Annotated in this window: 4 protein-coding genes; 3 read left to right on the top strand and 1 reads right to left on the bottom strand. The window is 62.2% G+C overall.

The annotated features are described in order from the left end of the window. Window positions 1-153 precede the first annotated feature (153 nt). Window positions 154-525: a DUF6124 family protein gene (locus IF189_RS07605; protein WP_192553080.1), complete on the top strand. Its 372-nt coding sequence runs from the start codon at window positions 154-156 to the stop codon at window positions 523-525. Window positions 526-593: 68 nt separating this feature from the next. On the opposite strand, the gene IF189_RS07600 is transcribed toward IF189_RS07605, so the two are convergent. Beyond that, window positions 594-9251 carry a retention module-containing protein gene (locus IF189_RS07600; RefSeq protein ID WP_192553079.1) on the bottom strand — a complete coding sequence of 2886 codons (8658 nt, stop codon included), beginning with the start codon at window positions 9249-9251 and terminating at the stop codon, window positions 594-596. 533 nt (window positions 9252-9784) lie between these two features. Between IF189_RS07600 and IF189_RS07595 the strand changes: the two genes are divergently transcribed. After that, window positions 9785-11149 carry a TolC family outer membrane protein gene (locus IF189_RS07595; RefSeq protein ID WP_192553078.1) on the top strand — a complete coding sequence of 455 codons (1365 nt, stop codon included), beginning with the start codon at window positions 9785-9787 and terminating at the stop codon, window positions 11147-11149. A gap of 30 nt (window positions 11150-11179) precedes the next feature. Next, window positions 11180-13339 carry a type I secretion system permease/ATPase gene (locus IF189_RS07590; protein WP_192553077.1) on the top strand — a complete coding sequence of 720 codons (2160 nt, stop codon included), beginning with the start codon at window positions 11180-11182 and terminating at the stop codon, window positions 13337-13339. The last annotated feature ends 9 nt before the right edge of the window (window positions 13340-13348 follow it).

Below are 13348 nucleotides of genomic sequence, written 5' to 3'. Positions count from 1 at the left end.
TTTTCTGCACTTGGCGTAATGGTGGCTGTGCGTGGGAGACCTTCGGGTCTACCCGGGGTTTCTGTGACCCGGATCGCTAACCTGCGTACAGCCGCCACCTTTACTTGTTTAGCGATGAGTCGTGGCGGCTCAGTCCAATCACGGAGATTCGCCATGGTCAAACCAACACCAAACCCGCCGGAAGTCGATTCGACTTCCCCCTACGAAACCCTAGATTCCAAGAAATTCCACGAAGCCGCCGAACGCGCCCTTGATCACTACCTCAATCCGTTCCACCCCAGAAAGCCGCTGCTCAAACCCAACACCCGCTACCTCATCGCCCCCGGCATCCCGAGCGAGGAGCTGCTGGCCGACGCCTGCGAAACCCTGACCTCGGCCAAAACCATGGCCAGCGATTTCGCCGGGATGATCGATACGCCGCAGCGGCATGTGCTGTTGGGTATCGGGCAACTGATCATGCTGGCGGAACTGGCGGTGAACCGGGTGCTGGATAATCTGGAACTGAAGACTGAAGCGCCGCTGTAGCCTGAGCAAAGAAAAAACCCGCCGCCCCGTTAGATCGGGCCGGCGGGTTTTGTCGTTTCAGCCCCGGCTCACACCGTATCCACCTTCAACGAATGATCATTCAACATGCCGTTGATGATCGTCGCCGTATCATGTCCGCCGGCAATCACCCCGCCCGCCCCCGGTGTCACGCCGTAGTGGCTGGCGAGGTTGACGCCTGCCAGGTCGATGGTCTGGTTCGGCGTGGCGCCGGCCATGGCGCTGACATCGATGGTGGTGACCACCGAAGCGCCGCTGCCGGTGACGGTGAAGTGCAGGTAGTCATCCAGTGACGCCGCCGTGCCGTTTTCACCTTGCAGCAGTTGCGACAGGTCGAGCTTGTCGGTGCCGGGGGTGAAGTCGGTGACCGTATCGTGGCCGCTGTTGCCCTTGAGCCACTGGAAGGTGTCGGCGCCCGCCCCCCCGGTCAAGGTGTTGTTGCCCATGCCGCCGATCAGCAGGTCATCACCGCCACCGCCGTTGAGGATGTCGTTGCCCAGGCCGCCGTTGATGACGTTGTTATTGTTGTCGCCGGTCAGGGTGTCGTTGAAGTTCGAGCCGACGAGGTTTTCGACGTTGCTGATGGTGTCGATGCCGGCGCCGAGGGTGTTCTGCGCACCGAGCAGGCTCAGGTTGACCGTGACCCCGGCCGTCGCGTGGGCATAGCTGACCGTGTCGATACCGGTGCCGCCATCGAGGATGTCATTGCCCGGGCCGCTGAAGAGCAAGTCGTTGCCGGCGCCGCCGTGCAGTTCGTTGTTGCCGGAACCTGCGGTCAGCACATCGTTGCCGTCGCCACCGTTGAGGATGTTGTCGCCGCTGCCCGCCACCAGCACGTCATCGCCGGACGTCCCGGTGAGGGTGTGGCCGTCCTGATAAGTGATGGTCACGTTGGCGGAGTCGCTGCCGCCGTGGTTGTCGTTGGCGGTGTAGGTGCCATGGAAGTCCGGGGTGACGTCGTGGGCCCCGGCGTAGTTGACCGTCATGGTCAGTTGGTAGTTTTCCGCGGCGTTGGTGTTGCTGCCGCTGGTGTTGGTGATGTTGGTTATGTGGATCTGGTACGTGCCATCGGCGCTGGCGGTGATGGTGCCGCCGTCGGCGATGCTGACGAACGCCCCGCCGTTCACCGAATACTCCATGGTGATGTGCCCGGCCGCCAGGTTGTGATCGAGGTTGAGGGTCTCGCCTTGTTTCAGTTTGACGGTGATCAGGTCTTCATCGTTGGCATTGGCGTTGGTCACCGCGCCCAGGTAGCCACTGACCACCAGCACTGCCGTCATGGCTGCCGTGTTGGCCGCGAAAGAATTGCGTACATCCGCCAGGTTCTGGTTGGCGGCGGTGTTGCTGGTGCCGGTGAAGCTGATCGCGCCGCTGCCGGTGAAGTCCGCGCCCTTGGCGGCCCAGCCGGTGTTGAAGGTGGTTGGCGAAGCACTGAGGGTATCGCCGTCCGGATCAGTGTCGTTGGCCAGCAGCAACTCGCCTGGCACCACAACGTTGCTCGACAGCACGTTGGTGATGATGTGGTCGTCCACAGCGACCGGTGGCGAGTTGGGGATCACTTTCACCGTCAGCGTGGAGCTGGCGAGGTCGCCATCGTTGTCGCTGAGGGTGAAGCCGATGTTCTCGGTGATCACCGTGGTGGTGGTTTTCTGCGAGGTGTAGCTGTAGTCGCCGGTATCGAGGTTGACCACCAGCGTGCCGCTGTTGTTGGTGGCGATGCTCAGGGTGTTGTTCACCGTGTTGAAGGTGCCGTGGTTGGTGCCGCCGCTGGCGGTGAGCGAACCTTGGCCGCCGTTGGCTTTCGGGTCGTAGGTGTAAGTGGTGCCGTCGACCACGATGGACTTGATGAAACCGCCATCGGCGCCGAATGAACCACTGTCCCCCAGCAGCGAACCCGTGACCGGTGCGCCTTCCACGGTGCCGGACAGCACCGAGTTCAGTTGATTGAGATCCGTGACCACCACGGCATTGGTGTTGGTGTGGCTGATGCCGTCGTATGCCAGTGGATCGAGGTTGGCGTTGCTGACACCGTTGCCCAGGCCGATCGCGTAGTTCTTGATGTTGTTGGCATCGAGGAAGGCCTTGAGCGCGGTCTCGTCGGCGGTACCGATTTCCTGACCGGTGGTGGGTTTGCCATCGGAGAAGAAGTAGCCGACGTTCTGCGCCCCGGTCAGCTTGCCCGAGGTGTTGAACGCGGTCTGCATGGTCGCCACGGCCGCATCGTAGTTGGTGCCGCCACCGGCGCTGAGGCCGGCGAGCAGGGTCTTGGCGGTCGCCACATCGACCCACACTGAAGTGCGGTCGGTGGCGTTGCTGCTGAAGGTGACGAGTTGCACTTTCACATCGCCGAGATCGTCGTACTTGTCGAGCAAGGCACTGATCGCCTGCTTGGCCAGGTCCAGCCGCGACAGGCCCGGCACGCCGGAGGCGTCGGCCATGCTGCCGGAGATGTCGAGCACGATCAGGATGTTGGAGTCGATCTCCACCGCCGCCACCGAACGATCCGACGCCACAGCCTTGGGCACGTCGTCGACGATGTTGACCACGATGGTGCTGGTGGTGCTGTTGCCCAGCGCATCGGTGGCTTTGTAGGTGAAGCTTTCGCTTAGCGTGTTCGCACCGTCATTGGCGTTTGGCGTGGTTTTCGGCGCCGAGGTCAGGGTGTAGGTGTAGGTGCCGTCGGGGTTGAGCAGGATCTGTCCGTAGGTGCCGGTGGCGCTGCCGACCAGGGTGTAGGTGATCGCGCCACTGCCGCCGGTGACCGCGCCGACCAGCGTGCCGCTGGCGGTTTCGCCGGTGTTGGTCGGGTCGCTGCCGATGACCGTGCCGGGGGCCAGGTCTTGCCCGTCCTTGGTCAGGTCGAGGGCTTTTTCGTAGACGGTCACGTCCTGATCGACCGAGGCCACGAGTTTGCTGTCGGCGACGTTGACGGTGATGGTGGTGGTGCTTTCGTCGCCGTCACTGTCGCGGATGGTGTAGGTGAACGTGTCGGTAGCACCCGGCGGGCTCACCGAGTTCGGGTTGCTGTGATAGACCGCGTTGCCCGCCCCATCCAGAGTCAGGTAGCCGTAGGTGCCGTTGATGTTGCTGTTGAGGCCGCCAATGGCCGAGGTCGAGGTGTCGCCGCCGGCCCTTACGCCCACCACCGCACCGCCCGCTGCCGGGCCGTCGGCGCCAGTGACGTCGTTGCCCAGCACGCTGATATTGACCGTGCCGCCCTCCACCACCGAGCCGGTGTCGGCCTTGGCGGTCGGCAGGTCATCGACGATGTTGACGTTGATCTGCCCCGACGCGGTGCTGCCATCGCCATCGGTGGCCACCACGTTGAAGTTCTCGGTGATGCTGTTGGCGCCGTTACCGGTCGGGTGCGCATCGTTGTGCACCAGGGTGTAGCTGTAGCTCACGACGCCGGTCGCGGCATTGAACCCGGTGACCGTCAGTGTGCTGCCCAGCGGCGTGGTGACCGATTGCGGGAAGCCTGCGGCCACGCCGTTGGTAACCACCGCGATGCCGCCGACGGTGAGGGTTTGAAGACCGTCGAGTGCAGTGACAGTAAAGGTGCCGCTTTGGGTCAGGGCCGTGACGTCCGGTGCAGTGCCGTTGCCGAGGTTTTTCTCGTAGACGGTGAGCTCGCCGCCGTTGACGTCGAGGCCGCTGAGAATCACCGGATCGTCGTTGTTGTGGATCTGCAGCACGAGGTTGGCGGTACTGGTGTCGCCGTCCGAGTCGGTGATGGTGTAGGTGAAGGTTTCGGTGCCGTTGCCACCGCCGTGCAGGGCTTTGAAGTCGGCGTCATTGGTGTTGAGGGTGTAGGTGTAAGTGCCATTGGCGTTGAGCACCAGCGTGCCGTAGGTCCCGGTGAGAGTACCGGCGGTGATCGGACCGGCGTTGGGGCCGGTCGGGACGCGGTCGGCGCCTTGCACGTCATTGGTCAGGACGTTGCCGGTCAGCGTGAGGTTGGTTTCCGAGGCGGTGCCGGTGTTGGTGTCGTTTACGGCTTTTGGCAGGTCGTCGACGATGTTTACGTCCAGCGATGCATTGGCGGTGGTGCCGTTGTCATCCACCACCGTGACAGCGAATTGCTCACTTAGTGTGTTCGCGCCATTGGCGGTTGGGTGTGCATCGTTGTGATCCAGGGTGTAGCTGTAGCTGACAACGCCGGTTGCGGCGTTGAACCCGGTGATGGTCAGCGTGCTGCCCAATGGCGTAGTCACCGATTGCGGGAAGCCTGCGGCCACACCGTTGGTGACGACAGCAATACCGCCCACGGTCAGTGTGGTCACGCCATCCAAAGCAGTGATGGTGAACGTGCCGTTTTGGGTCAGGGCTGTGGCATCAGGCGCACTGCCGGTGCTGAGGTTTTTCTCGAAAACCGTCAGCTCGCCGCCGTTTACGTCGAGGCCGTTGATGATCACCGGATCGTCGTTGTTGTGGATTTGCAGAACCAGGTTCGCGGTGCTGGTGTCGCCGTCCGAGTCGGTGATGGTGTAGGTGAAGGTTTCGGTGCCGTTGCCGCCGCCGTGCAGGGCTTTGAAGTCGGCATCATTCGGATTGACTGTGTAGGTGTAAGTGCCGTTGGCGTTGAGCACCAGCGTGCCGTAAGTCCCGGTGAAGGTTCCGGCGGTGATCGGACCGGCGTTGGGGCCGGTCGGAACGCGGTCGGCGCCTTGTACGTCGTTGGTCAGGACATTGCCAGTCAGGGTCAGGTTGGTTTCCGAGGCGGTGCCGGTGTTGGTGTCGTTTACGGCTTTTGGCAGGTCGTCGACGATGTTTACATCCAACGAAGCATTCGCAGTGGTGCCGTTATCGTCCACCACGGTGACGGCGAACTGTTCGCTCAAGGTGTTGGCGCCGTTGGCGGTTGGGTGGGCGTCGTTGTGGTCCAGGGTGTAGCTGTAGCTGACGACGCCGGTCGTGGCGTTGAACCCGGTGATGGTCAGCGTGCTGCCCAGCGGAGTCGTGACCGATTGCGGGAAACCGGCGGCCACGCCGTTGGTGACGACGGCGATGCCGCCCACGGTCAGCGTCGCTACGCCGTCCAGCGCAGTGATGGTGAAAGTGCCGCTCTGAGTCAGCGCGGTAGCATCCGGCGCACTGCCGGTGCTTAGGTTTTTCTCGAAGACGGTGAGTTCACCGCCGTTCACATCCAGGCCGCTGATGGTTACCGGATCGTCATTGTTGTGGATCTGCAAAACCAGATTCGCAGTACTGGTGTCACCGTCCGAATCGGTGATGGTGTAGGTGAAAGTTTCGGTGCCGTTGCCGCCGCCGTGCAGGTTTTTGAAGTCGGCATCATTGGTGTTCAGTGTGTAGGTGTAAGTGCCGTTGGCATTGAGCACCAGCGTGCCGTAAGTCCCGGTGAAGGTTCCGGCGGTGATCGGGCCGGAGTTGGGGCCGATCGGAACGCGGTCGGCGCCTTGTACGTCGTTGGTCAATACGTTGCCGGTCAGCGTCAGGTTGGTTTCCGAAGCTGTGCCGGTATTGCTGTCGTCCACACCTTTCGGCAGGTCATCGACGATGTTCACATCCAGCGATGCATTGGCGGTGGTTCCGTTGTCATCCACCACGGTGACCGCGAACTGCTCGCTCAAGGTATTGGCGCCGTTGGCGGTTGGGTGCGCATCGTTGTGATCGAGGGTGTAGCTATAGCTGACGACACCCGTCGTGGCGTTGAAGCCGGTGATGGTCAGCGTACTGCCCAGCGGCGTAGTGACCGATTGCGGGAAACCGGCGGCCACACCGTTGGTGACGACGGCAATGCCGCCCACGGTCAGTGTGGTTACGCCGTCCAAAGCAGTGATCGTGAAAGTACCGCTCTGAGTCAAAGCCGCAGCATCCGGCGCACTACCGGTGCTCAGGTTTTTCTCGAAAACAGTCAGCTCGCCGCCGTTTACGTCCAGGCCGCTGATAACCACAGGATCGTCGTTGTTGTGGATCTGCAGCACGAGGTTCGCGGTGCTGGTGTCACCGTCAGAATCGGTAATCGTGTAGGTGAAGGTTTCCGTGCCGTTTCCGCCGCCATGCAGGTTCTTGAAGTCGGCGTCGTTAGGGTTGACGGTGTAGGTATAAGAACCATCGGCATTCAGCACCAGGGTGCCGTAAGTTCCGGTGAAGGTTCCAGCGGTGACCGGGCCGGTCGGCACACGGTCGGCGCCCTGCACGTCGTTGGTCAGGACGTTGCCGGTCAGCGTGAGATTGGTTTCCGAAGCCGTACCGGTGTTGCTGTCGTCCACGGCTTTTGGCAGGTCATCGACGATGTTCACATCCAGAGAAGCGTTAGCGGTGGTGCCGTTATCGTCCACGACAGTTACGGCGAACTGTTCGCTCAGGGTGTTGGCGCCGTTGGCGGTCGGGTGCGCATCGTTGTGATCGAGGGTGTAGCTGTAACTCACAACTCCGGTGGTGGCATTGAATCCGGTAATGGTCAGAGTACTGCCCAGCGGCGTGGTGACCGATTGCGGGAAACCGGCGGCTACACCATTGGTGACGACCGCGATACCGCCGACAGTCAGCGTGGTCACACCGTCCAGCGCAGTGATGGTGAACGTGCCGCTCTGAGTCAAAGCCGCAGCATCCGGCGCACTACCGGTGCTCAGGTTTTTCTCGAAAACCGTCAGCTCACCACCGTTAACGTCGAGGCCGTTGATGATCACCGGATCGTCGTTGTTGTGGATCTGCAGAACCAGATTCGCGGTGCTGGTGTCGCCGTCGGAATCCGTAATGGTGTAGGTGAAGGTCTCGGTGCCGTTGCCGCCGCCATGCAGATTCTTGAAGTCGGCGTCATTAGGGTTGACGGTGTAGGTGTAGGAACCATCGGCATTCAGCACCAGAGTGCCGTAAGTCCCGGTGAAGGTTCCGGCGGTGACCGGGCCCGTCGGCACACGGTCGGCACCTTGCACGTCATTGGTCAGCACGTTCCCGGTCAGCGTGAGATTGGTTTCCGACGCCGTGCCAGTGTTGCTGTCGTCCACGGCTTTTGGCACGTCATCAACGATGTTCACATCCAGAGAAGCGTTGGCGGTGGTGCCGTTGTCATCCACCACAGTGACCGCGAACTGCTCACTCAAGGTGTTGGCGCCGTTGGCGGTCGGGTGCGCGTCGTTGTGATCCAGGGTGTAGCTGTAGCTGACAACGCCGGTGGCGGCGTTGAACCCGGTGATGGTCAGCGTGCTGCCCAGCGGAGTCGTGACCGATTGCGGAAAGCCTGCGGCCACGCCGTTGGTGACGACCGCGATACCTCCCACGGTCAGCGTGGTCACGCCGTCCAGCGCGGTGATGGTGAAAGTGCCGCTCTGAGTCAAAGCCGCAGCATCCGGCGCGCTGCCGGTGCCAAGGTTTTTCTCGAAAACCGTCAGCTCGCCACCCTCGACGTTCAACCCGTTGATCAGCACCGGATCGTCATTGTTGTGGATCTGCAGAACCAGGTTTGCAGTGCTGGTGTCACCATCGGAATCGCGCAGGGTGTAGGTAAAGGTTTCTGTGCCGTTGCCGCCGCCATGCAACGCCTTGAAATCCGCATCGTTGGTGTTCAGCGTGTAGGTGTAAGTCCCGTTGGCGTTCAGCACCAGCGTGCCGTAGGTCCCGGTGAACGTACCGGCGACCACCGGGCCGCTGTTGGGGCCGACGGGAATGCGGTCGGCGCCCTGGACGTCGTTGGTCAGCACGTTACCGGTCTGGCTCAGGTTGGTTTCCGAAGCCGTACCGGTGTTGCTGTCATCAACAGCTTTGGGCACGTCATCGGTGATGTTCACGTCCAGCGAGCCGGTCGCCGTGTCGCCATTGCTGTCGCCGGCAATCACCGTGAAATGTTCACTGAGGCTGTTCGCGCCATCCCCCGCAGGATGGGCGTCGTTGCCATTGAGGGTGTAGCTGTAGCTGACCGTGCCGTTCGCCGGGTTGTAACCGGTGATGGTCAGGGTGTTGCCCAGTTGCGTGGTGATCGATTGCGGGAAACCGACCGGCACGCCGCCGACGATGATGTTGATACCGCCGATGCTCAGGCTCGTCAGACCGTCAGGCGCGGAGATGCTGAAGCTGCCGGCCTGGGTCAGCGCGCCGGGATTGGCGGTGGAACCGTCCGGCAGATTGGCTTCGTTGAGCGTCAGTTCGCCCCCGGGCACGTCGAGGCCTGTGAGGGTGACCAGGTTGTTGACCGGTGGCGGGATGACCGGCGCCGGCGTGTTGTCGCCGTTGTCGATCACCGCGTAGTGCCGCTCTTGCGGGAACTCGGGAATGCCATTGAAACCGGCAGTGGGGAAACCGACGACCGGATCGACCCGCCCGGCGACTTCCGTCAGCAAGACGAAACTGTGGCCACCGCCCTTGCCTCCATTGGCATCGCCCGGGGCATCGGGGCCTGCCGCAGTGGCTTCAGCGGATTGGGTCGGGTCTTCACCGGCGGCGATGGCTTTCTGGATCTGTGCCACGTCGGTGAGTTGCGCATCGCTCGGGGTCAGTGCTTCCGGGGCATCCACATGGGGCGCGTGGTTGGCCAGCAATTGGCCGGTCAGGGTCATGCTGCTGTCGCGGCCCAGGGTCAGTTCCTGGCCGTTTTGCAGATGGACGGCGACCGCCCCTTCCGCACCGGTGATCAATTGATCCCCCGTAAACAGCCGATCGCCTTCGACCAATGCACGCCGACTTCCGTCAGCGGCTTGAGCGAAAACCTGACCAATGACTTTGGTGACGGTCCCGATGAGCGTTGCCATGTGCATTTCCTCCGCTGCCGACCACCGTCGGCACTGGTTCGCGAAGCAGCCCATGGCTCAAGCGGGTTGTCGGGGCGACGCTCGCACCTCGACAGTTCGTTTCGCAGGTTGTGCAAGTTCAGAAACTCCAGCGCCCTCAGGCACTTGGAATCCCTGATCGATGCAGCACGCCCACTAGCGCTACGTAACGGTGGTGAATCACCCGAGTGACAAAAAACTGTCGCTCATTTGCCGCTACGCGTCCCTCCCCTTTAGCAGTACTTCGCCCGTATGTCGCAAAGTGAGTGGAACTTTCCTCAAGCCTTCATGCACTCCCTAAAGCACATAAAACAAAGGCTTTCGAATGGAACAATGTGCCGGATTCGGCGAAGCGCATAAGTTTTTTTTGGCATAAGCCATATGAAAAATTTTTCTTAGCTACGCTTCAGGATGTTCTTAGCTCTGTTGTAACAGCGATGAGACGCTAAACACTAAAAATATCGTCAATAAATTGGCGACAGCGGAATACCATCAGGACTCAGGGAGATGCACCCATGCGCGTTCTAACCCCCCTCTGCAGTGCGGTTTTGCTGGCCATGGCTTGCACATCCCAAGCTCAGGCCATGAACCTCACCGAAGCCATCCAGAGCACCATTGCGACCCACCCGGATCTCGCTTCGCGCGTCGACGCGAAACTGTCGGCGGATGAACAGGTGAACGTCGCCAAGGGCGGCTACTATCCGTCCGTCGATCTGAATGCTTCCTATGGGCGCGGTTATAGCGACAACACCAACACCCGGGCGCTGACCCCGAGCGGTCACAACACTGAAACCCTCAACTACACCCAGTCCGAGCTGCGCCTGCGCCAGATGCTGTTCGACGGTTTCAACACGTCCAACGAAGTCGCGCGCACCAAAGGCGTATCCAACTCGCGCGCGTATTACGCGCAAGGCACCGCTCAGGATCTGGCCCTGCGCACCATCGAGGTCTATCTCGAAGTGCTCAAGCGCCGCGAACTGGTGACTCTGGCCAGGAACAACCTGCAGGCGCACCTGCGGGTCAACGACCAGATCGGCCTGCGCACCCAGCGCGGCATCGGCAGCACAGCCGACTCCGACCAGTCGGTGGCCCGTAAGGCGTTGGCACAGAACAACCTCGACACCGCTGAGGTCGATCTGGCGGACGCCGAATCGAACTTCTACAGCGTCGTCGGACGCATGCCCGATGAGCTGGAAACCCCGGCCTCGACCCGTGGTGAATTGCCCGCCACCCTGCCCGAAGCCCAGCAGAGCATGGTCGAAAACAACCCGTATCTGAAATCCGCCCAGGCCGACGTGCAATCGGCCGAGAGCCAGTACGAAGTCGCCAAGTCGCCGTTCTATCCACGCTTCGATGCCGAAGCGGCAGTCGGCGCCAACAACAACGTGCAGGGTGACGAGGGCCACGACAACGAATGGCGCGTCGGCGTGGTGATGAACTACAACCTGTTCCGCGGCGGCAGCGACAAGGCGCGGCTGGCCTCCGATGCGCATCAGATCAACCAGGCGATGGACATCCGCAACAACGCCCTGCGCCAGCTCAACGAGAACATTCACCTGGCGTGGAACGCCATGGTCAATGCCAAGAAGCAGACCCCGACCGCCCGCGAATACGCCGAGACCACCAAGCGTGTGCGCGCCGCGTATCAGGATCAGTTCGGCCTCGGCCAACGCACCCTGCTCGACCTGCTCGACAGTGAAAACGAGCTGTACAACGCCAATCGCCGCTACACCGAAATCCGCTACACCGAGGAATTTTCGATGTACCGCGTGCTGGCGAACATGGGTCAGTTACTGAGCAAGCAACGGGTCGTGCTGCCGGCCGACGCGATTGCCGCTGCCGAAGTGAAGAACGAGGCGCGCTTGCCCGAACTGAAGTAGTCCCGATGATGTAGCCAGGGAGCGATCAATATGACCAGCATGGAACCCGGTGTTTCCGGGGTCGATCCGCGGCTGAGCTTCGATGATCCGTTACTCGACGGTCTGTTGATCCTCTGCAAACTCCACGGCGCGACGGTCAGTCGCGCCAGCCTGAGTGCCGGGCTGCCCCTGGACAAACAACGCCTGAGCCTGGACCTGCTGCCCCGTGCGGCGGCCCGGGCCGGTTTGCAGGCGCGGCTGCTGCGCCGCGACCTCAAGGACATTTCCCCGCTCAACCTGCCGGTGCTGTTGCTGCTGGGCAATGGCCGCACCGCGGTGTTGCGACGTTTTGCCGACGACGGCAAGGCCCTGATCCTGCCCAGTGAAGCCGACGGCGGCGAGCAGTGGGTCAGCCGCGAAGAACTCGCCGAACACTACAGCGGCCAAGCCCTGTTCGCCCGGCCCCGGCATGAACTGGAAGACCTGCGTTCACCGTTGGTGCCACGGGTCCAGGCGTGGTTTCGCGACACGTTGAAGCTGTCGAAATGGCTGTACAGCGACGCGATCCTCGCCAGTTTCCTGATCAACCTGCTGGGCTTGATGGTGCCGCTGTTCGTCATGCAGACCTACGACCGCGTAGTGCCGAATCAGGCCACGTCGACCCTGTGGGTGCTTGCCATCGGGTTGCTGATCGGCACCGGTTTCGAACTGGTGCTGCGGGTGGTACGTGCGCACCTGCTGGACACCGCCGGCAAGAAGACCGATGTGATCCTTTCCGCGACATTATTTGAGCGCATCACCGGCATGGCGATGAAGGCCCGGCCGGCGACCATCGGCGGCTTCGCCCAGAGCATTCATGACTTTCAGGGGCTGCGGGAATTTCTCACCGCCGTGACCCTGACCAGCCTGATCGACCTGCCGTTCGTGGTGTTGATGCTGGTGGTGATCGGCCTGCTCGGTGGCTGGCTGGTGGTGATTCCGTTGCTGGCGTTTCCGATCACGATCATGTTCGCGATGATCATTCAGGCGCGCCTGCGTGACACCGTGCAGAAAAGCCTGAGCCTCGGTGCCGAGCGTCAGGCGCTGCTGATCGAAACCCTCGGCGGCCTGGAAACCCTCAAGGCCTGCAGCGCCGAAAGCGAGCGCCAGCACAAATGGGAAAGCACCCACGGCGCCCTCACCCGCCTCGACAGCCATGCGCGCAATCTCTCGGCGCTGGCCACCAACGGCACGCTGTTCATCCAGCAGTTTTCGGGGATGGCAACGATTGTGGCCGGGGTCTATAGCATCATCGCCGGCAACCTCAGCGTCGGCGCGCTGGTGGCCAGTTATATGCTCGGCAGCCGCGTGCTCGCACCACTGGGCCAGATCGCCGGGCTGATCACCCGCTACCAGCAAGCGCAACTGACCATGAAAAGCACCGACGCGCTGATGGCCCTGCCTCAGGAACGCGACGGAAAACAGCGGCCCCTGGAACGCACGCAACTGCAAGGCGCGCTGGACGTCAGCGGTGTGACCTTCCATTACAACGGCCAGAATGCCCCGGCCCTGAGCAATGTCAGTTTCAGCCTCAAACCCGGCGAACGCATCGGCATCATCGGCCGCAGCGGTTCCGGCAAAAGCACCCTGGCGCGGCTGGTGATGGGTTTTTACGAACCGGAAGAAGGCCAGTTGCTGCTCGACGGCCTCGACCTGCGGCAACTGGATGTCGCCGACCTGCGCCAGCAGATCGGTTACGTCGCCCACGACCTGCCGCTGCTGGCCGGCAGCCTGCGTGACAACCTGACCCTCGGCGCCCGTTACGTCAGCGATTCGCGGATGCTCGAAGTCGCCGAACTGACCGGCGTCACCGAACTGGCCCGCCAGCACCCTCAAGGCTTCGACCGGCCGGTGGGAGAACGCGGGCAATTGCTCTCCGGCGGTCAGCGCCAGGCGGTGTTGCTGGCCCGGGCGCTGTTGCTCGATCCGCCGATCATGCTGCTCGACGAACCCACCAGCGCCATGGACAACAGCAGCGAAGACGTCCTGCGCCAGAAGCTCCACGGCTGGGTGCAGGGCAAGACGCTGCTGCTGGTCACCCACCGCACCTCGATGCTGAGCCTGGTGGACCGGTTGCTGGTGCTGGACAACGGCCGGATCGTAGCCGACGGTCCGAAGGATGCGGTCATCGATGCACTGCGCAAGGGCCGGGTCGGCTCGGCGGCAGTCTAGGAGTTGCCC

Source organism: Pseudomonas sp. IzPS59 (assembly GCF_014863505.1).
Taxonomy (GTDB): Bacteria; Pseudomonadota; Gammaproteobacteria; order Pseudomonadales; family Pseudomonadaceae; genus Aquipseudomonas; species Aquipseudomonas kribbensis.
Note: the sequence above shows the minus strand (reverse complement) of the source record. Positions and strands in the feature narration are given on the sequence as shown.

Excerpts from the sequence above, each read along its gene's own strand:
- IF189_RS07590 (WP_192553077.1), top strand. The coding sequence starts at position 11,180 with ATGACCAGCATGGAACCCGGTGTTTCCGGGGTCGATCCGCGGCTGAGC.
- IF189_RS07605 (WP_192553080.1), top strand. The coding sequence starts at position 154 with ATGGTCAAACCAACACCAAACCCGCCGGAAGTCGATTCGACTTCCCCC.
- IF189_RS07600 (WP_192553079.1), bottom strand. The coding sequence starts at position 9,251 with ATGGCAACGCTCATCGGGACCGTCACCAAAGTCATTGGTCAGGTTTTC.
- IF189_RS07595 (WP_192553078.1), top strand. The coding sequence starts at position 9,785 with ATGCGCGTTCTAACCCCCCTCTGCAGTGCGGTTTTGCTGGCCATGGCT.